Genomic DNA, 21,045 nt, shown 5'->3' with positions numbered 1-21,045 from the left:
GCGATGCATATACCAATGTCCCTGTTAATACTTGGAGAACATCATGGTCAAGTGCTACTTTAACAGACCTAACGATTAATGGGAATGCAACAAAAAAATACAGTGCACTTGATTTTGTTGGTATTGAAGCAACAACAACTCCTATCGATGCAACAGCAATGACACATTTTCATACAGATGTTTGGTCCGCTGATTTTACCGTTTTCAAAGTAAAATTAGTCGATTTTGGCGCTAATGGAGCCTTTGGTGGTGGTGATGACAAAGAACATGAAGTAACAATTACAGCTCCTGCTAAAGGATCTTGGGTTAGTTTAGATATCCCCTTGAGTGATTTTACAGGATTAACGACGCGAGCTCATATTGCACAGTTAATCTACGTAGGAGCACCATCTGGTAATAACACTGTTTATGTTGATAATGTGTACTTTCACAATTAATACGATAGATATAATCTGTTAATTATAAAGTATTTAGAAGTTGATATGATGTATGTGCTTCAACTGCACTTAAAAAAATAGAAAAAATGAAAAAAATTATAAAAAACATAGTATCCATTTTCGTCCTTCTTTTAATGGTCAATTGCCAAGAGGACAATTTAGGTTTTGGAGAATTGGATTCGCCAACTGCATTAACAGTTACCGCCGAAATAGTTGGAAAATCAGTTGCTTTTCCTAATGGAGATGGCTCAGGAAAAGTAAAATTTAACAGTACGGCTCAAAACGCTATTTCCTATAAATATATTTATAGTGATGGTTTATCCGATAATTCAGCAAGTGGTATTTTAGAAAAGAGTTTTGCAACACCTGGAACTGTTACCTATACCGTTACAGTAATTGCATCAGGTCTGGGAGGTGTTTCTACAACCACTACTATAGAAGTGACCGTATTTAGTAGTTTCAAAGATGAAAAAGCTGTTCAATTTTTAACAGGTGGTTCTAGCAAAAAATGGTATTGGTCACAAAGTGAACCAGATCATTTAGGTGTAGGTCCTAATGTGGCTTGGGCAGATCCTACTTTTGGAAAACAAAATTATTACCCATCTTTTTACGGAGCTAAGCCTAATGAAAAATCGACTACTTGTTTGTACAACAGTGTTATGACCTTTTCGTTAGATGGTCAAACAATGAAATTTTTATTAGATAACAAAGGTCAAACTTATTACAATGGCGCTATCAAAGGCGGAGACGATGCTTGCTACGACTTAAATACAGGTGGTACAAAAACAGTAACTTTAAGTAAATCGGATTCTTTTGTATCTAAAAATCCTGATGCTGCAACCCAAACTAGAGGAACTGTCATGAACTTTTCTGATGGGGGCTTTATGGGGTATTTCGTTGGCGGAAGTTCTTATGAAATTTTAGCTATAACAGATAATCGTATGAGAGTTAGAGTAGTACAGCCAGGAAATCCATTTTTGGCTTGGTATCATATTTTTACGACAACAGCTCCAGGAGCTGCTGCATCTCCAACAGATTATACTACTTTAAAATTTTCTGATGAATTTAATACAGATGGCGCTCCAGATACTACAAAATGGGGTTATGATTTAGGTGCTGGTGGCTGGGGTAATGCTGAGTCTCAGTCCTACACAAGCGCTGCTGATAACGTAATTGTTGCCGGTGGAAATTTAAAAATTACTGCAAAAAAAGTAGGTTCAAGTTATACATCAGCACGATTAAAATCTGAAAATAAATTTGAATTCACCTACGGTAAAGTAGAGGTTAGAGCTAAATTAACAACCGGAGCAGGAACTTGGCCCGCCATATGGATGTTAGGCGAAAATTACGCGACTAATGCTTGGCCAAGCTGCGGTGAAATTGATATCATGGAATTCAAAGGAAGCCAACCTACTACTATTTACGGTACGTTACACTATCCAGGTAATTCTGGTGGTAATGGAAATAGTGGTTCTACAACTGTGGCGAATGTTGCATCTCAATTTCACATTTACAAAACTATCTGGACTCCCGCTTCAGTAAAAATTTATGTGGACGATGTGCTTTTCCATACTGTAGCTAATACGAGTACATTACCATTTAACAAAGATTTTTTCTTAATCTTAAATGTTGCGATGGGAGGAACTTTTGGTGGAGCTATTGATCCTGCCTTTAGTCAATCGTCTATGGAAATTGATTATGTAAGAGTATATCAATAAATACATTTGAAAAAGTATCATTAGTAAAAGGTAGGTTTTTAGTCCTGCCTTTTGCTTTAATAAAAAATACAAATGAAGCAATCATTTCTAGTAATATTAGGCAGTCTATTTGTTTTAGTTGCATGTAGTAAAAAAACCATTCAACCATCTATTTCTCTCTCAAAAAATAATTTGTTAGACAAAAGGGTAGATTCTGTTCTGAGATTGATGACTTTAGAAGAAAAAGTAGGTCAACTCAATCAGTATAATGGATTTTGGGATATAACAGGACCTACTCCAAAAGAAGGCCAAGCTGCTAAAAAATACGAAGACCTAAAAAAAGGCTTAGTAGGATCTATGTTAAACGTAAAAGGTGTTAAAGACGTTAAAGCATTACAGAAAATCGCGGTAGAGCAAACCCGACTCGGTATCCCATTACTTTTTGGTTTTGATGTAATTCATGGATACAAAACTATTAGTCCTATTCCGTTAGCAGAAGCAGCAAGTTGGGATTTAGTTGCCATCAAAAAATCGGCAGCAATAGCCGCAGAAGAAGCTGCAGCGGTAGGATTGAATTGGACTTTTGCACCTATGGTAGATGTGGCTCGAGATGCACGTTGGGGTCGTGTCATGGAAGGCGCTGGCGAGGATCCTTTTTTAGGAAGTAAAATTGCTGTAGCGCGTGTACAAGGTTTTCAAGGTGAGGATTTAGCAGCAACTAATACCATTCTAGCATGTGCTAAACATTTTGCTGGATATGCTTTCGCAGAATCTGGAAGAGATTACAATACGGTTGATATTAGCGAATCAGAATTGCAAAATACCATTTTCCCACCATTCAAAGCAGCTGCTGATGCAGGTGTTCGGACGTTTATGAATTCTTTCAATGAGTTGAATGGTATTCCAGCAACTGGGAACGCTTATTTGCAAAGGGAAGTATTAAAACGGGATTGGAATTTTGATGGTTTTGTAGTCTCTGATTGGGGTTCTATAAGCGAAATGATGGCTCACGGATTTGCCAAAGACAATAAACATGCTGCTGAAATAGCGATTAATGCGGGTAGCGATATGGATATGGAATCTAGTGCATACGTAGATCATTTAGTGGCTTTAGTAAAGGAAGGAAAAGTAAAAGAGAGTCTAGTTGATGATGCTGCTAGACGTATTCTGAAAGTAAAGTTTGAACTCGGCTTGTTTGATGATCCATACAAATATTGTGATGAAAATCGAGAACTAACAACTGTTGGTAAACCAGAATTTCAAGAAGTAGTTTTAGACATGGCAAAAAAATCGATTGTTCTCCTTAAAAACGACAAGGATTTGCTTCCACTTAAAAAAACAGGACAAAAAATAGCACTAATTGGTGCTTTGGCAAATGATAAAACAAGTCCCTTAGGAAGTTGGAGAATCGCTGCAGATGATAATACAGCAATTTCGGTTCTAGAAGGGATGCAAAAGTATACGGGCAATCAGCTTAGCTATGCAAAAGGTGCTGATGTAGCGGTGGGTAGAACCCAATTTATTTGGGAAACAAAAATTAATACCACAGATAAAAGCGAATTTGCAGAAGCTATAGCGGTCGCAGAACAAGCGGATGTCGTGGTGATGGTTTTAGGAGAACATGGTTTACAGTCTGGCGAAGGGAGAAGCAGGTCGGATATTGGTTTGCCAGGTGTTCAGCAAGAATTATTGGAAGCCATTTATAAAGTTAATCCAAATATAGTTTTAGTTTTGAATAACGGTCGTCCTTTAGCTATTCCTTGGGCTGCTGAAAATATTCCCGCAATTGTCGAAGGGTGGCATTTAGGTACGCAAAGTGGCAATGCAATTGCTCAAGTTTTGTACGGTGACTACAACCCAAGTGGGAAATTGCCAATGACTTTCCCTAGAAATGTGGGACAACTTCCTCTATACTACAATTATAAAAATACAGGAAGACCAATTATGAATGAACCAGAAAGCGTATTTTGGTCGCATTATATCGATGAAAAAAACACTCCATTATACCCTTTTGGTCACGGTCTGAGTTATTCTAAATTTGAATATTCAAACTTGCAACTATCATCGAATTCATTTGTTAAAAGTGGTAAAATTGAGGTTTCTGTTACTATAAAAAATACAGGAAGTGTTGCGGGAAAAGAGGTAGTACAATTGTATATTAGAGATTTAATAGGAAGTGTTACCCGACCTGTGAAGGAATTGAAAGGCTTTGAAATAACGGATTTACAACCTAATGAGACTAAGAAAGTAGTTTTTACAATCGACGAAAAAACCATTGAGTACTTTACTGCCAATAGAAAATGGGAAGCTGAACCAGGAGATTTTAAAGTATTTGTAGGCGGAAGTTCAATAACAAAATTAGAAGGTAATTTCGAATTTACTAATTAAAAGAAAATGAAAAAAATAATACTGGTATTGCTTGTAATCAATTTCTCTTATGCACAGCAAAGCAAGCGCAAACTGGTTTGGGAGGAAAATTTTAAAGGGGCAACATTAAATGAAAAAAGTTGGAATTTTGAACTCGGAAATGGCTGTCCTAACTGTGGTTGGGGCAACAATGAACGTCAATTGTACACCAAGCAAAATCACAACATAGCTAAAAATCAATTGACCATTACAGCTAAAAAGGAAGGGGATACGTATACTTCTACACGTATTACTACCAAAGGTAAAAAAGAATTTCAATACGGTCGTTTTGAGGCCAGAGCAAAGCTGCCAGTTGGTCAAGGTGTATGGCCAGCTTTTTGGATGTTGGGTTCCAATATCAGTGAGGTTGGTTGGCCTAAATGTGGTGAAATAGACATTCTTGAATATGTAGGAAAAGAACCAAACATGGTTTTTACCTCTTTGCACACTCAAGACAGTCACGGAAACACTATTAATACGAAGAAAACCAGATTTGACAACATCGAGGATGGTTTTCATGTGTACGCGATGGAATGGACCAAAGAAAAAATTGAATTCTTTGTAGATGATACGTTAGTTTATACCTTTCAGCCTGAGAATAAAACAGATGCAATCTGGCCATACAACCAGCCTTTTTATATTATTGTAAATATGGCAATTGGAGGAAATTTTGGAGGCCCAGAAGTTGATGATACAATACTTCCTCAAAATTTTATTATCGATTACATTAAAGTGTATCAATAAAAATTCAAAGACAAATTCAAGCACTTTAAACATCAAAAAGTCTGATTTTAGATTTTAATAGTCAGACTTTTTGATGTTTTTTATGAATAATTCATAAGGATTTGTTCTATTTAATGCATTGGTATAGAATTTGGGCTGTTATTATAAGCTAAAAACAAAAATTTTAACATATTTAAGTATTCTTATGTTAATTTTTACTAATTTTACTTGTGTATTCAAACATTAATTAGTTAAATTTGAAACTTAATAAACCCTAAAAAAAATAGCCTATAATTGAAAACTACTTTTTAGAGACATCTCTTATTTATTTTTAAAACTAAAAAGTATAATTATGGTTAATATACAACTTCCAGATGCGTCATTGGTGAAAGATTATGTTGCAGGTAACGAGGATGCCTTAGCTAAATTAATCAAAAGGCACGAATCAAAAATTTATGGTTTTATTTACTCAAAAATTCCAGATAGAGATATTACTAACGATATTTTCCAAGACACATTCATTAAAGTAATTAAAACTTTAAAATCCAATTCCTATAATGAAGAAGGTAAGTTTTTACCATGGGTCATGCGAATCTCGCATAATCTAGTTATCGATCATTTCAGGAAAACAAAAAAAATGCCCATGTTTAGGGAAACCGAAGAGTTTTCTATTTTTTCTATAATGTCAGATGATAGTCAAACAATCGAAAATAAAATAATTTCGGAACAAGTACAAGTAGATTTAAAAAAGCTAATCGAAGGTCTTCCTGCAGATCAAAAAGAAGTTTTAGTGATGCGAATGTACCAAGATATGAGTTTTAAGGAAATTTCAGAATCTACAGGAGTCAGCATCAACACCGCTTTAGGTAGAATGCGTTATGCTTTGATGAATTTGCGAAAAGTTATAGACAAGCATCAAATTGTTTTGACCAATTAACAATATCTTTGAGCTTGCTGCGTTGTTATAAAAAGAAAATTTATAACTCTATGGCAAAAATTTACTCTAAAAAAATAGTGTTTTCTAAAGACAGGAAACCTACAAAAGAAACAATTTCTTTCTTATTAAGCTATTCCAAAGCGCTAAGCATAATAAAAATAGACAATAAAAGTTTCGAAATAATCGCTAACTAGTATGCTAAACTCTCATTTTATTGGGAGTTTTTTATTTGTTCATCTGTTTCTTCAAGTAGTTGTTGATGACAGTTTTTCGGCCTACCGTTTTAGTGATAATATCTTGATCTAAATCCCAACCACGAGCTGGAGAATATTCCCTTCCGTACCAAATAATTTGCAAGTGTAAGTCATTCCACAGTTCCTCTGGAAAAATGCGTTTAGCATCTTTCTCTGTTTGTACCACATTTTTTCCATTAGTCAAATTCCAGCGGTACATTAATCTATGAATGTGCGTATCAACAGGAAAAGCGGGAACGCCAAAGGCTTGAGACATCACTACACTGGCAGTTTTATGTCCTACTGCTGGTAATTCTTCTAGAGATTCAAAACTTTGAGGTACTTGGCCATCATGTTTATCAATTAAAATATGCGATAAGCCATGAATTCCTTTAGACTTCATTGGCGATAAGCCACAAGGGCGAATGATTTCCTTTATTTCCTCCACAGACATTTTTATCATATCATAAGGATTATCTGCCTTAGCAAAAAGTAAAGGCGTAATTTGGTTCACTCGAACATCCGTGCATTGGGCCGAAAGTAAAACAGCAATCAACAAAGTATAAGGATCCTTGTGATCTAGCGGAACAGGAATTGAAGGGTAAAACTCTTTTAACGTATTTATAACAAACGTTACACGCTCTTGCTTATTCATTTTTGTAAATTTATGATTGTAAAAATAGTACAAATTTTAGTTTGCGCCTAATCCAGCTGTGCATTACAAGTCCTCCTTCAAATGCCTTTTTTCTAAGTTTATAAAGGAGCTTCCTGCTGGTCGCTCTTTATAATCAAGAAAAAAAAGCTTTTTCAGTCCGGGCTTTTCATTTCCATCTGGGGCAGAGCGTTTCATAAAAACAGACAAATATCTTGTAAAACATTTTAATAAAAACCTATGACAACATTAAAAAAAGGAGATAAGGCTCCCGCTTTTTCAGCATTAGATCAAGATGGAAAATTACATCAATTAGCAGATTACGCCGGTAAAAAATTAGTGGTTTTCTTTTATCCAAAAGCGAATACGCCGGGATGTACTGCCGAAGCGTGTGATTTAAGAGATAATTTTGATCGTTTTCAGGCCAATAATTACGAACTTTTAGGTGTAAGTGCAGATGCTGCAAAGGCTCAAGCCAAGTTCAAAGACAAATACGAATTTCCTTTTCCGCTACTCGCTGATGAGGATAAGTCCGTTATTGAAGCTTTTGGCGTTTGGGGACCAAAAAAATTTATGGGAAAAGAATATGATGGCATTTACAGAACCACGTTTGTAATTGATGAAAACGGAAGTATTGAAGAGGTCATTTCAGATGTTAAAACAAAGGCGCATGCTGCGCAAATTCTAAAGTAAATTCTCTTCTATCAAAAAAAAGCCACGTCTAAATTGATTTTAAACGTGGCTTTTTGATTCAAACATATTATTTAGTGCATTAAAGTTTTAGCTTTCGCAACGAGATGATCATTTTCTTCTAAACGTTCACTCAATCCAATTGTGTCAATAATTTTGTTTGTTGGTAATTTCGCTTTCAGGAATGTTTTCTATGCATTTGAGTATTTCCTTGAAGTTGGATATGGGCGTTTTAAGAAATAATTTGAAGGAGTTGTGATCAAATTTTTCAAGCTTTGATATTAAATTCACATTTTTAAATGGTGTATTTTCAGAAATGTATCAAATTTAAAAATAAAAAAAATCCTTGATTGTATGTTCAATCAAGGATTTAGTATGTAAATAGTTAGGGAACCTATTAGTTAATTTCTTTTAAAACTTTATTGGGATCGTAACCAAAAAGTTGGTGTTCCTTTATAATTTCTGCAATTCCAGATGGAAGCATGATTTCCCAACCTGGTTTTCCGTGGTTAATCATATTAAGGACTTCACGAGAAAACACCTCTAAAATAGAAGGGTCGTAGTCATTTATATCAACCACTTTTCCGTTAAATTTAAAGAACTTATACAATTCTTTCATTCTAGGATGTACTTTTAAATTATCAGAATTGATGATTTCGCCATTTTCTCCAATCATTGGATACAAGAAAACTTTCATATCGCGGTAAAATAATTTACCAAAAGCTTCCAAAATTCCACCGCTTAAATGACGGTAATATTTCTCATCAAAAATATCGACAAGGTTATTTACACCCATCGCTAATCCCATTCTGGCCTTGGTATAATTAGAAAAATATTCTACTACTTTGTAATATTCCTGGAAATTTGAAATCATTACCGTTTGTCCTAGAGAACACAATAATTCAGCCCGATCCATGAAATCGCGTTCATCAATTTCTCCATCAGAACGAAGGTTAGACAGCGTAATTTCGAATACAACTAACGTGTTTTCTTTTTCAACTTTGTTTTCGTTCAAGAACATTTTTAAAGATTTCTCGTACATGTCCATGTTAACTTTTGTAACGGGACGAAAACTTCCTCTAAAAGCAAGGATGTTTTTCTTGTATAAAATAGCTGCAGGAAGAATGTTTTTTCCATCGGGATTAAACATTACTGCATCAGTCATTCCGTTTTTCACTAATTGTAAACTCATCAAACGATTGTCTACATCAGCAAAACGAGGTCCTGAAAAATTTATAGTATCTATTTCTAATTGATCTTTGTCTAAATGGTCGTATAAATAACGCAGCAAGCGTTTGGGATCATTGTATTTGTAATAGGCTCCGTAAATTAAATTTACACCAAGAATACCAAGTGTTTCTTGTTGCAAGCGGACATCTGTTTCTTTGAATCGGATGTGAATAATAATTTCGTTATAATCTTCATCAGGCTCGATTTGGTAACTAATTCCAACCCACCCGTGACCTTTAAATTGTTTTGCAAAATCGATAGTTGCAACTGTATTGGCATAACTAAAAAACATTTTATTGGGATGTTTTTCTCGACTCAATCTTTTCTCAATCAAATTTACTTCATGAGAGAGCATCTTTTTGAGTCGGCTTTCTGTTACATAACGACCGTCTTCTTCAACTCCATAAACCGCATCACTAAAGTCTTTATCATACGCTGACATTGCTTTCGCAATAGTCCCCGAGGAACCACCAGATCTAAAAAAATGTCTTACAGTTTCTTGACCAGCCCCAATTTCTGCAAAAGTCCCGTAAATATTTTCATTTAAATTGATACGCAGTGCTTTGTCTTTAATCGAAGGGATTTGTTCGATGACTTTGTCACCTTTTAATTTTATTTCTGTATCCATTTTCTTTTAATATGGCTAATAATTAGCAAAGTTAGTGAAATACGTTTCTAATGAAAGATAATTAACCCTATTTTTGTAAATAAAAACGATAACATTGAAGGTATATTTTTTAGGAACTGGTACATCACAAGGGATTCCAGTTATTGGGAGCAACCATCCCGTCTGTTTGAGTAGTAATTCTAAAGATAAAAGATTACGAGTTTCCGTTTGGATTTCATGGGAAAATCAATCTTTAATCATTGATTGTGGACCCGATTTTAGACAGCAAATGCTTGCTTCAAATTGCCAAAAAGTGGATGCTATTTTGTTTACGCACGAACATGCAGATCATACTGCGGGTATCGATGATATTCGACCGTTTAACTTTAAACAAGGGGAAATTCCTATCTACGCCCATCAAAGAGTGATTGATAACTTGAAAAGTCGCTTTGAATACGTTTTTGAAACTGTAAATAAGTATCCCGGCGCACCTTCTGTAGCTACTCATGAAGTAGTAAATAATGAATCCTTTTCTATTGGTGGTAAAATAATTATTCCTATCAATGCAATGCACGGTAATCTTCAAGTTTTTGGGTATAGAATTGATGATTTTGCTTATTTGACAGATGTAAAAACTATCGAAAAAACCGAAATAAATAAGCTTAAAAACCTAGACGTATTGGTTATAAATGCCTTACGTGAAGAACCGCACGATACGCATTTCAATTTGAAAGAAGCATTAGATTTTGTAACTTTGGTCAAACCCAGAAAAACATATTTAACACACATTAGTCATATTCTAGGATACCATGAAGAGGTTCAAAAAGAACTTCCAGAAAATGTTTTTCTAGCGTATGATAATTTAGAAATCACATTATAATTCTATTTAAAATGAAACAATCTCTTTTACTTTACCTTACTATTTTAGCCGTTCTTTCTTCTATTTTTACTTATATGTTTTTGAGTAAGCAAGTTGATTTCGAGCAAAATAGGTATGCAAAAACAACAAAAAAATTAAGAGACAGCATCGCTTTAGTATCCAATCAGTTGGTGGATGCCAATTATTTTTCATTGGCAAAAAATGAGAATGCACAAAATTATTTTGATTCTGGAAGTTCAGAGAAAATAATTCAATACGAAAAATTAATCCCAGTTGTTACTGAAAAATTATTGGATTACAATTCCAATCCAAAAGGGAATCCCTACACTGGTCAAGACCAAATCGGAATGAATAAATTCATTATCAATAAAGTACGAATCTTAAACCACAGATGGATAATTGCTGATTTTAGCGATGGTGAAGTTTGGGGAGAAGTTTTATTGAAATATTTTGTCAATACAGATGATAGTATTTCATTCGAAGTAAATCAATCCTTGTTGTATCAGAAATAAATAAACAATCGCAGTTTTCAGAAATTGTATCTTGAAAACTGCGATTGATTACTGAAAACTATTTTTCCTGAAGCCAATTTTTAAAGTCATAAAAGTTCTGAGGAGCTACTCCGTGGCCTACAGGATATTCTTTATAGGTGGTATTGATTCCTAATTTCTCCACAATTGCTGGAGTTCTTCTAGCCCAATCAACAGGAATAACTTGATCAACCGTACCGTGTGAAGCAAATATTTTTAGTTTACTAAAGTCGTTTTTTAGGTAATCTTCGGCTATGATTTCTAGATTCAAATAGCCACTCATTGCCACTACTTTGTGAACCTTTTCTGGATAAGATAGTGCTACAGCGTAACTTAATATTGCGCCTTGGCTAAAGCCAATTAGTGAAATATGATTTGCATCAATTGGGTATGCTTCAATCAACTCATCAATAAATCTAGCAATTAAATCGCGAGAAACTTTAGCTTGTTCATGATCTGAAAATTTATTTTCATCTGCATCAAAGTTGATGGCGTACCAAGCATAACTTCCGTATTGCATATCATAAGGCGCGCGAGCTGAGATTATGAAGTATTCTTCTGGAAGTTCTGTTGCAAATGAAAATAAATCGGCTTCATTACTACCGTAACCGTGTAATAAAAGTAAAAGCGGGTTTTTATCTAATTTAATTTTAGGTTCTTGTATTTTGTATTCTAAAGATAAATTCATAGGTAGTGTGATCAGTTCGTAGTAATAAGTTTTTAGTCGCAGTTTTCTATTTTAAAAAATGCTGCATTCAAAAAAAAAGTCTCAGTTTTGGTTTTCTAATTTTGCAATCAAAAATCGGTATGTAGCAATCTTCTATCAATTAGGATATGTTTGAAAGCCATTTTTGGTAGTAGGAACCCAATAAAGGAACCGGTTTTGTTTCGCCCTTTATTGCGCTAGTAATGCCATAAGACCATAAAACAAAAACGAAAATCCACATGGGAGCCGAAATCATTAAGCTGTCAAAATTGCTGATAATTAATCCCAAGGATATAAAAGTTAGTGTAAGTCCAAGCCCTTGACGAATGTGAAACGACGCAAACGCATTTTTGTCCTCTGAGTTTATGGACATCGCTATAAACACGCCAATTCCTAAAATATAGCTTGTAATAGCGGCAGTTTTTCCCGACTCAGAATTATTATTATGATTATTATTCATTTTTTATGCTAAAATTAATTTTCCTTGATTGATAATTCCATGTACTTTTCCTTTCATTTCTGATTCCAAGAACGCTGAGTTTTTTGATTTGGATAAAATAGATGTTTTCGTAAAAGTACTTTTTGGTTCCGGATTAAATAAGGTAATATTTGCTTTTGAGCCTTCATTAATTGGTTCTATTGCAATACCGAATGTTGTTTTCCCAGCAGTCAATTTATCTATTACAGTTTCTAATGGTAAAACGGTCATCAAAGCACCAAAGGCGCTTTCCATGCCAATTGTTCCATTTTTAGCACCATCAAATTCCATTTTTTTGTGCTCAATATCTATCGGATTATGGTCGGATGTAATCATATCAATAGTACCATCTTCTATTCCCTTCAACAATGCTTTTCTATCTATTTCAGCTCTTAATGGAGGCGAAACTTTATAACGACTGTCAAAACCTTCTAGTTTTTCATCTGTAAAAACCAAATGATGTACGGCAACACTGCATGAAACGCGTAGACCATTGGCTTTAGCCTCTTTGATTAGCTGTACTGATTTTTTGGTTGAAATGGTCGGAAAGTGTAATTTTCCTCCAGTATATTCCAACAGAAATAAATTTCTTGCAATTTGTAATTCTTCGGCAAGATTTGGTATGCCCTTCAATCCTAATCTAGTTGAAACGATTCCTTCATTTGCCACACCGTTTCCTTTTATATTTTCATCTTGTGAAAAAGCGAGTATTAATCCATCAAAATCTTGAACGTATTGCAAAGCGATTTTCAGCAAATTTGCATTGTCTAAACTTTTGTTATAATCTCCAAAAGCTATTGCTCCTGCTTTTTTCATATCAAACAACTCTGCCATATCTTTTCCAGCACTCTCCTTCGTTAATGCACCAATAGGGTAGAGTTGGGTCGCAAATCCAAGTGCTTTATTCAAAACAAAATTTACTTGAGATTGATTGTCAATTACTGGGAACGAATTAGGCTGTAATGCTATTGCTGTAAAACCACTTTTGGCAGCAACCTGAAGTCCGTTTGCAATAGTCTCTCGATCTTCAAAACCTGGTTCTCCAAGCGAAACGCTGCTATCAAACCAGCCTTGTGATACGTGTAAATTATCCAATTGTATTTCGTCTGTATGTTCTAAATTTGGTAAGGAAGTGCCAATTTTCTGTATTAACCCATCAACAATTAAAATATCTACGGTCTTATTGTGAAAAGGACTTTTCGAATCGATAATTTTGGCGTTTCTGATGATTAAGTTCATGTTGATTTTTTAATTATTGAGTCTTCATTGTTACTTGACAAACCTTATAATTGCCATTTCGATTAGTAAAAATGACAGTGCAAAGATAACAAACCATTTCCAAATTTGATTGTCCGTCCGGTCAGTTTGTAAAGTATCAAAGAGTGATGCAATTGATTCAATTGTTTTGTAATCTGACACTACATTTTCATTGGCTTCAGCCAAATCACTTTCGGTCCTATCGTAATTAAAACTGATGTTTTCAATCCATTCTTTCTTGTTATAAACCCTAAAATTTCCGGCTTGTATTGGGTTGTCTTGAAAGTTCATTTTGACTTTGTTATTCAAAATTTGTTGGATGGGAATAAACTGTTCGTCTGCACCTTTAATCGTTAAAATGGCATCTTTATCTAATGAAGCTTCTGCTATATGCGGGCTGTTGTCTCCTATTGTTATGGCATTTATTCCCGTATTTTGATTGTTTGTTGCCATTTTATAAAAAGTAGGCACAATAAGAGGTGATTGCTGGAAATTTGAATTCTCGCTATTAATAGGCGCTGCAAAAACGGAAACGGTAGCAACTGAATTCACAATTGAAGTCAAAAAAACACTTTGGTCCTGATACGACAAAGCAGCAGGGCTAGAGCTTGATACTGTAAAGGATTTATTTGTTTTTGGATATTGAAAATTAGTTACTTTATTTTCAAACACATTATCGAATATGGGATGATTAAAGTTGATTTTGGTAATTAGTTTTTCTCTGTTTTCTAAAGTATTGAAGGTGATGTTTCCAAAATTAAACAAGAAAGTGTTCAAGTTAGGAACGGAGCTCTTTTCTGACGGAATAATAATTAAATCCCCACCTTTTTCTACAAATGATTTTAAAGTGGTTGCCAAAGCTTGCGGAATTTCATCCAGTTCATTTACAACAATCGCATCCTGTTCTTCTAATTTATTGTAATCTAAAGCACTTAAATTATAGTTAGTAAAATTGAATTCTTCATTGGTGTAAATTCGGGAAAGGAAATTGCTTTTCGCAGGTTCTCCAATACTTATAATATTGGTTTTCTTCGTTTTTGAAATACTAAAATACAAGGTATTGTCATAGCTCAAACCAGCATCAACTATCGAAAAATAACCATGAAAGGATTGTTTCGGAATTGTAAAATTGAGGTTTTTCTTTTTGGTGTCTAAAGTTGCTATTGTTTTGGCAATGAGTTTATTTTCATTGAATAATGAAATAGGAATCGGTTTAAAATCATCACCATAACCAGATATTTGAACAGTAATTTCATAAAAATCCTCAAGTGTTTTATTAATGAAAACACTGTCTATTGATACATTGTTCTTCTGCTCTGCTTTAGGAATAACAAATAAAGGAGCCGTAATCGCATCACTATTTTTTAGTTGTTTTTGATTAAGACCAACCGCATCAGTAATAACAACAATATCTTTCTTAAAAGCCGATTTATGAGCTTTTATTTTGGCGATTATATTATCTAATTGAAAAGGAGTGGCGCTGTATTTTAAATTTTGTAAAGCAGAGCGAACCGATTTTATATCTGTGTTCCAGTAATTTTCTGAATTGGTCAACAATGAAAAATTTAAATTCTCTGGTGTTTCTTCCAATAATTCTTGAACGGCTCTTTTTAGCAATTCGCCTTTTTTTCCTTTTGCTTGCATACTAAAGGAATTATCCAATACAATATACAATTCGTTATTGGCATTTTTACTGTCTTTGGACTCAAAACAAGGCTGTGCAAAGGCTAAAATAATAAACAATAATAGGAGTAAACGGCAGGTGAGGAGCAACCATTTCTTTATTTGTGAGCTCTTTCTGGTTTGAATAGAAAGCGCTTTTAAAAAACGAACATTGGTAAAGTATTCTTTTTTGAAACGGCGTAATTGAAATAAGTGAACCAAAATTGGAACAATCAATAAGAACAGAAAGTATAAAATTTCGGGATGTTTAAAATGCATTCTGAGGTTGAGTTTACTTCACTAGATTATTTTTTCAATGAAGTTCATTGAATTTTGACAGTCAAAAATACAAATTTGTTGACAGTTTTAGGTGATGTTGTTATAATTTTTCTGAGGAATGAACAATTTACAGGTACAATCAATATTATGTCTATTTTAGCTGTAAATACTATTTATAAACATGAAAAATCACTTTGCAATAGTTTTATTAATTTTCATTTTTTCGAACGTTTGTGCACAAAAAAGTAACTACAATTTACTCATTGGTACTTACACGCAAAAATGTGAAAATAAAGGAATTTACACCTATGATTTTAATACTAAAACGGGAGATTTTAGTTTTAAAAATTCTACCGAAAATGTGGTGAATCCAAGTTTTTTAACGGTCTCTAAAGACAATACTTTTGTGTATTCTGTTAATGAGTTTGGAGCAGCAAGTACCGTTAGTTCTTTTGGTTTCAATTCAATTACCGGAAAATTAGATCAAATAAACAAGCAAAATTCAAAAGGTGCTGATCCGTGTTACATCATCAATGACCATAAAAATGTCATTGTCGCAAATTACTCTGGGGGAAGCATTTCAGTTTTCGAAAAAAACAAAGATGGAAGTTTGGCTGAGGCAAAGCAAGTCGTGCAGCATTATGGTAAAGGAAATAATACCCAAAGACAAGAAAGTCCGCATGTACACATGGTTCATTTTTCTCCTGATAAAAAGTTTGTTTTCGCTACTGATTTAGGGAATGATAAAATGTATGTGTATGCCTATTTTCCTGATGAAGCGAATACAGTTTTAAAATTAAAAGATAGTATTTCAGTACAATCAGGGAGTGGACCCAGACATTTAACGTTTAGCAAAGACGGAAAATTTGTTTATCTATTGCATGAACTAGATGGAGCGTTATCGGTATTTAGAAATGCAAATGGATTGTTGAAAAAAGTAGAGGAAACTACTGTTTTATCAAAAGAGTTCAAAGGAACTTTTAGTGCTGCAGATATTCATATTTCGCCTGACGGTAAATTTTTATATGCCACCAATAGAGGCGAGGCAAATAACATCACGATTTTTAAAATTCTAAATAACGGAAAATTATACCTGCAAGGTCAAACCAGTACTTTAGGAAAAGGACCTAGAAATTTTGCGATTGACCCAACAGGAAATTTTCTTTTAGTAGCAAATCAATTCACGAATGAAGTAGTAATTTTTAAAAGAAATAAAACTACCGGAGCACTCATTGCTACTGGTAAAAAAATTGCTTTGTGTGCACCTGTTTGTTTGGTTTTTACAAAAAAGTAATTGTTGTAGGATTTACTATAAAAGGGCTAAAATGAATATCATTTTAGCCCTTTTGTTATTTGAGATTTTCAAGTTTTGAAAGTCTTATTTATTTTTGTCTTTTCTCTTTTTGTCTCGTGTTTTAAGCATATTTCGATTTACGGAGCCATGCGTTTTTTTCTTGGTAACTCCAGGCCCACCCAAATTGACTTTTTTATTCTTTTTACTTTTTTCTTGAAAAGCACCATCTCCCTCTAGTTTTTGTTTTTTCATCAAAAACTTAATAGGTTGTCTGTCTTTTTCAGGTTCGATTAGTTTTGATGAAACTTCCACTGTTTCTGGAAAAGACTCAATCGATAATTCCATATTCATAAGCACTTCTACTTCTACTTTGAACTCTTCTTCACGAGGAGCAATAAGACTGATTGCCGTTCCAGTGGCATCAGCACGGCCCGTTCTACCAATACGGTGCATGTATAATTCTGGCATTTCTGGCATTTCAAAATTCACGACATGAGTGATATTAGAAATATCCAAACCTCTCGCCATAATATCTGTAGTAATCAAACCACGAAGATTTCCTTCTTGGAAGGATGCCATCGTACTCAAACGATAATTTTGTGATTTATTGGAGTGAATGACACCAAATTGACCATCAAAATCCTCTTCGATGCGCTCGTGAAGCATATCTGAAATCTTCTTGTTATTAACAAAAACCAAAACGCGACTCATGTCTTCGTTCGATTCTAATAAGTGTTTTAAAAGATTAACTTTGGTATTGAAATTGGGAACATTATAGGTGATTTGCTTGATGTTTTCTAATGGTGTTCCAGAAGCCGAAAGGGTAACTTCTTCGGGATAATCAAAATAATCATTCAAAATAGCATCTACTTCATCTGTCATTGTTGCTGAAAAAAGAATGTTTTGACGCTTTTTTGGCATCATAGCCAAGATAGCGGTTAATTGGGTTCTAAACCCTAAATTCAGCATTTCATCAAACTCATCAATTACTAATTTTTGCATGTCCTCAAAACGAATTACATTGTCTAATGTTAAATCCATGATTCTTCCCGGAGTTCCCACCAGTATGTCACATCCTTGATAAACAGTAGTTTTTTGCGTGTTGATATTAACACCACCAAAAATCCCAATAGTTCGAACTGACATGTATTTTGTCAATTTTTCTACTTCCTCTACAACTTGCACTACAAGTTCACGTGTAGGAACTAGAATTACTATTTTAGGCGTGTGTCCTAGAGTAAATTTGTATAATTTCAATAAAGGCAAAAGGTAGGCAAATGTTTTTCCAGTTCCAGTTTGTGCAATTCCCATCATATCCCTTCCTGACATTATCACAGAAAAAGTTTTTTCTTGGATCGGAGTTGGAGAAGTAAATCCTAAATCGTCAATTGCTTTTTGGACAGATTTAGGGAGATTGAATTGTTCGAAAGTACTCATTTGCTTAAATTTTGTGCAAAGATACGTTTTTTATGAGTATACTGGCATTCGTTGCTGGGATTGTTGTTTTCGAAAGAGTCTGAGCTACTGTATTTAATGAGGAACTGCTTATTACAATTAGATTGAAAGATTAAAAAACAGGCTATAATCGGTGTCAATTTACTACAACAGCACTTCTTATTTTTGTATCAGAATTAGTTTTTAAAAACCTTCAAAAACACCTAATCCAAATAAAGCAAAATCATATTTTACAGGATCCGAAGATTCGAACTGCCGAAGTTTTAAGTCCAATTCGGTTAATGCTTTACCATCATTTTGTTTTCTTGTTAGCAATCCTAGTTTCCGAGCTACATTTCCAGAATGTACATCTAAGGGGCAAGACAAGGCAGCAGGAGAGATGCTTTTCCAAATTCCTAAATCGACACCAGTGGTATCTTGACGAACCATCCATCTTAAATACATGTTGATACGTTTGGCAGCAGAATTATTTAGTGGGTCTGAAACGTGTTTTTGAGTCCGATATTCATGGGAAATTTCAAAAAATATCTTTTTAAATTCGGTGATGCTTTTTTGCATAGTTGCAGATTCTTTATTTTGGGCAAATACAGATTCTAAGCCATGATGATTTTCGTAAATATTTTTTAAACTCCTAATAAAAGTAGCAAAATCGATTCCGTTAAAAGTTCGGTGAACAAAAGTGTCCAAGCGTTGCAGATCCGCATCAGAATGCGACATAACAAAATCATACGGTGCATTTCCCATTAAATGCATCATTTTATGAGAGTTTTTGATGATCATTTTGCGATTTCCCCAGGCAATAGTTGCACTCAGAAAACCAGCAATTTCAACATCTTCTTTTTGTGTAAATAAATGCGGAATTTGTACGGGATCACTTTCTATGAAATCGAGTGTGTTGTATTGCAGGACTTTTTCGTCAAGAAAATCTTTAAGATCTGATGGATTCATACAGGAAAGGACTTTGGTACCTATGTAGTTTAAAACGATTTTTCTGTTTATTTAGGTTGTAGCCCAGATAGGAACGGCATCCTTTTTATTTTTATTTTCAAAAATAAAAAGATAGAGTGGATAGCTGGAAATAGCTCCTAATTACTAATTAAACCATCTACCATGACTAGCTTTCGGTCGGCCATATTGGCTAGTTCCTCGTTGTGGGTTACTATGACAAAAGTTTGTCCGAGCTCATCTCGTAATTTGAAAAAGAGCTGATGCAAATTTTCGGCCGATGCAGTATCCAGATTTCCTGATGGTTCATCTGCAAAAATGATTGCTGGCTTGTTAATCAGTGCTCGTGCCACGGCTACGCGCTGTTGCTCACCTCCAGAAAGTTCATTGGGTTTGTGATTCATACGGTGCGAAAGACCAAGATAAGTCAATAATTTTTTTGCTTCTACTTCTGTTTCTTCCTTAGATTTGTTTGCGATAAAAGCGGGGATACACACGTTTTCGAGAGCGGTAAATTCGGGGAGCAACTGATGAAATTGAAATATAAAACCCAAATTTAGATTTCTAAATTTAGACAAGGTCTTGTCATTCATGGTCAAAATATCCTCATTGTTGATGCGCAACTCAATTCCGCTTTCAACAGTGGGTTTGTCTAAGGTTCCTAATATTTGCAATAGCGTAGTTTTTCCGGCTCCGGAGGCACCCACGATGGAGACAATTTCTCCTTTTTGAATGTGTAAATCAACTCCTTTCAAAACATGAAGTTGATCGTAATATTTATGTAAGTTTTTGGCCTGTATCATTTGGGACTATTTTCACAAAGAAACAAAGATTTTAATGATTATAAAATGGAACTCCTATTATTTTGCTTTGACAAACTATAAACTTTAGTTAAGAGGATCTTGCCACACTGATTTATTGAATAAATTTGAATTTATTTAATACGGTATGAAAAAAATAATTGGAGTTTTTTTGGCGCTATTGCCTTTTTCATTTTTTGCAAAAGCAAATCATGGTATGTTGCCAAAAAGTAAAGAAATAATAACTATGGAATTACAAAATGAATTGGAAGTTGCCACCTTTGCAGGGGGATGTTTTTGGTGTACAGAAGCAGTTTTTTTAGAATTGGATGGAGTTACTAAAGTAGTTTCAGGGTATATTGGAGGAAAAACATTAAATCCAACATACAAAGAAATTTGTAATGGTGATACGGGTCATGCCGAAGCTATCGAAATTACTTTTGATCCTAGAAAAATTACTTTTGGAGAACTTTTGGAGATATTTTTTGCAACACATGATCCCACTACTTTAAACCGTCAAGGAGCAGATGTTGGTACGCAGTACAGAAGTGAAATTTTCTTTCATAACGCTGTTCAAAAACAAATCTCTGAGGATTATATTACTCTGATGACTAGTGAGAATACATTTGGCAAACCTATTGTAACTAAGATTTCGGCAGCAAGCATATTTTATACAGCCGAAGAATATCATCAAAACTATTACAATCAGAATAAAACACAAGGGTATTGCAGTTTTGTCATAACGCCAAAAATTGACAAACTTAAAAAAGTATATCAAGATAAACTCAAAAAATAATTGGCATTAGATTTGCACGTAGATTTGAACTAATAATCTAAATACTATGGCAGAACAAATATCCGTTGGTGAAGTAAATAATAAATCAAGAAACCTTTTTTTAGGCATTCTGTTTGACATGATTGGAATGCTTTCATTTACCGTTCCGTTTCTTGGTGAGTTTTCAGATGTTATTTGGGCTCCTTTAGCCGGTTACTTGATGACTTGGATGTATAAAGGAACACTGGGGAAAATAGGCGGAGTAGTAACTTTTCTAGAAGAGATTTTACCCTTTTCAGATTTTATTCCAACTTTTACTCTAACGTGGATTTACAACTACCTCATAAAAAACAAAAACGCCTCTTGATCGAG

The 21,045-nt window shown here is 34.3% G+C and carries 19 protein-coding genes and 1 pseudogene; 11 read left to right on the top strand and 9 right to left on the bottom strand.

Annotated features, from left to right (window positions below; all coding sequences use genetic code 11):
- The 5 genes and pseudogenes from AC061C_RS11935 to AC061C_RS11915 form a co-directional block, all read left to right on the top strand.
- Nucleotides 1-437, top strand: a pseudogene (locus tag AC061C_RS11935) (Ig-like domain-containing protein); the annotation flags it as partial.
- A gap of 86 nt (nt 438-523) precedes the next feature.
- Complete coding sequence (locus tag AC061C_RS11930) at nt 524-2,155, top strand: glycoside hydrolase family 16 protein (RefSeq protein WP_478291354.1); 1,632 nt, start codon at nt 524-526, stop codon at nt 2,153-2,155.
- Nucleotides 2,156-2,227: 72 nt separating this feature from the next.
- Nucleotides 2,228-4,522, top strand: coding sequence for a beta-glucosidase BglX (bglX, locus tag AC061C_RS11925; protein WP_478291353.1), 2,295 nt, complete (start codon nt 2,228-2,230; stop codon nt 4,520-4,522).
- A gap of 6 nt (nt 4,523-4,528) precedes the next feature.
- Entirely contained in the window at nt 4,529-5,284 is a 756-nt protein-coding gene (locus AC061C_RS11920) for a glycoside hydrolase family 16 protein (protein ID WP_478291352.1), read from the top strand.
- A 331-nt stretch (nt 5,285-5,615) separates the two neighbouring features.
- The gene (locus AC061C_RS11915; protein ID WP_478291351.1) at nt 5,616-6,200 is read left to right on the top strand and encodes an RNA polymerase sigma factor; all 585 of its coding nucleotides are present in this window, start codon (nt 5,616-5,618) and stop codon (nt 6,198-6,200) included.
- 225 nt (nt 6,201-6,425) lie between these two features.
- On the opposite strand, the gene AC061C_RS11910 is transcribed toward AC061C_RS11915, so the two are convergent.
- Nucleotides 6,426-7,088, bottom strand: coding sequence for an endonuclease III domain-containing protein (locus AC061C_RS11910; RefSeq protein WP_478291350.1), 663 nt, complete (start codon nt 7,086-7,088; stop codon nt 6,426-6,428).
- A gap of 237 nt (nt 7,089-7,325) precedes the next feature.
- Between AC061C_RS11910 and bcp the strand changes: the two genes are divergently transcribed.
- Entirely contained in the window at nt 7,326-7,778 is a 453-nt protein-coding gene (bcp, locus tag AC061C_RS11905) for a thioredoxin-dependent thiol peroxidase (RefSeq protein WP_478291349.1), read from the top strand.
- A 394-nt stretch (nt 7,779-8,172) separates the two neighbouring features.
- On the opposite strand, the gene AC061C_RS11900 is transcribed toward bcp, so the two are convergent.
- Nucleotides 8,173-9,633: a TonB-dependent receptor gene (locus tag AC061C_RS11900; protein WP_417943445.1), complete on the bottom strand. Its 1,461-nt coding sequence runs from the start codon at nt 9,631-9,633 to the stop codon at nt 8,173-8,175.
- Between the two features lie 94 nt (nt 9,634-9,727).
- On the opposite strand from AC061C_RS11900, the gene AC061C_RS11895 reads away from it, so the two are divergent.
- Nucleotides 9,728-10,492 carry an MBL fold metallo-hydrolase gene (locus AC061C_RS11895; RefSeq protein WP_417977353.1) on the top strand — a complete coding sequence of 255 codons (765 nt, stop codon included), beginning with the start codon at nt 9,728-9,730 and terminating at the stop codon, nt 10,490-10,492.
- An 11-nt stretch (nt 10,493-10,503) separates the two neighbouring features.
- Complete coding sequence (locus tag AC061C_RS11890; RefSeq protein ID WP_417943443.1) at nt 10,504-11,004, top strand: hypothetical protein; 501 nt, start codon at nt 10,504-10,506, stop codon at nt 11,002-11,004.
- A 58-nt stretch (nt 11,005-11,062) separates the two neighbouring features.
- Here the strand turns inward: AC061C_RS11890 and AC061C_RS11885 are convergent, their stop codons facing one another.
- The 4 genes from AC061C_RS11885 to AC061C_RS11870 form a co-directional block, all read right to left on the bottom strand.
- Complete coding sequence (locus AC061C_RS11885; protein WP_478291348.1) at nt 11,063-11,710, bottom strand: alpha/beta hydrolase; 648 nt, start codon at nt 11,708-11,710, stop codon at nt 11,063-11,065.
- 139 nt (nt 11,711-11,849) lie between these two features.
- Nucleotides 11,850-12,188 carry a hypothetical protein gene (locus AC061C_RS11880; protein ID WP_417943441.1) on the bottom strand — a complete coding sequence of 113 codons (339 nt, stop codon included), beginning with the start codon at nt 12,186-12,188 and terminating at the stop codon, nt 11,850-11,852.
- A gap of 3 nt (nt 12,189-12,191) precedes the next feature.
- Complete coding sequence (locus tag AC061C_RS11875) at nt 12,192-13,445, bottom strand: dihydroorotase (protein ID WP_478291347.1); 1,254 nt, start codon at nt 13,443-13,445, stop codon at nt 12,192-12,194.
- 30 nt (nt 13,446-13,475) lie between these two features.
- Nucleotides 13,476-15,404: a BatA domain-containing protein gene (locus tag AC061C_RS11870; RefSeq protein WP_478291346.1), complete on the bottom strand. Its 1,929-nt coding sequence runs from the start codon at nt 15,402-15,404 to the stop codon at nt 13,476-13,478.
- A gap of 181 nt (nt 15,405-15,585) precedes the next feature.
- On the opposite strand from AC061C_RS11870, the gene AC061C_RS11865 reads away from it, so the two are divergent.
- Nucleotides 15,586-16,698 carry a lactonase family protein gene (locus tag AC061C_RS11865; RefSeq protein ID WP_417977348.1) on the top strand — a complete coding sequence of 371 codons (1,113 nt, stop codon included), beginning with the start codon at nt 15,586-15,588 and terminating at the stop codon, nt 16,696-16,698.
- 84 nt (nt 16,699-16,782) lie between these two features.
- Here AC061C_RS11865 and AC061C_RS11860 read toward each other — a convergent pair whose 3' ends face one another.
- The 3 genes from AC061C_RS11860 to AC061C_RS11850 form a co-directional block, all read right to left on the bottom strand.
- On the bottom strand, nt 16,783-18,135 hold the full coding sequence (locus AC061C_RS11860) for a DEAD/DEAH box helicase (protein ID WP_417943437.1): 1,353 nt from the start codon (nt 18,133-18,135) through the stop codon (nt 16,783-16,785).
- Between the two features lie 201 nt (nt 18,136-18,336).
- Nucleotides 18,337-19,101, bottom strand: a complete 765-nt coding sequence (locus tag AC061C_RS11855; RefSeq protein WP_478291345.1) for a TIGR02757 family protein — start codon at nt 19,099-19,101, stop codon at nt 18,337-18,339.
- Between the two features lie 137 nt (nt 19,102-19,238).
- Nucleotides 19,239-19,901 (bottom strand): ABC transporter ATP-binding protein, encoded by a 663-nt coding sequence (locus AC061C_RS11850; RefSeq protein WP_478291344.1) that lies wholly within the window; start codon nt 19,899-19,901, stop codon nt 19,239-19,241.
- 244 nt (nt 19,902-20,145) lie between these two features.
- Here AC061C_RS11850 and msrA point away from each other — a divergent pair, with 244 nt between their 5' ends.
- Nucleotides 20,146-20,694: a peptide-methionine (S)-S-oxide reductase MsrA gene (gene msrA, locus AC061C_RS11845; protein WP_478291355.1), complete on the top strand. Its 549-nt coding sequence runs from the start codon at nt 20,146-20,148 to the stop codon at nt 20,692-20,694.
- A 46-nt stretch (nt 20,695-20,740) separates the two neighbouring features.
- Nucleotides 20,741-21,040: a hypothetical protein gene (locus AC061C_RS11840; protein ID WP_309755903.1), complete on the top strand. Its 300-nt coding sequence runs from the start codon at nt 20,741-20,743 to the stop codon at nt 21,038-21,040.
- Nucleotides 21,041-21,045: the final 5 nt, after the last annotated feature.

This window comes from Flavobacterium sp. GNP010 (assembly GCF_056428945.1).
This window is presented reverse-complemented; position numbering and strand designations above follow the sequence as displayed.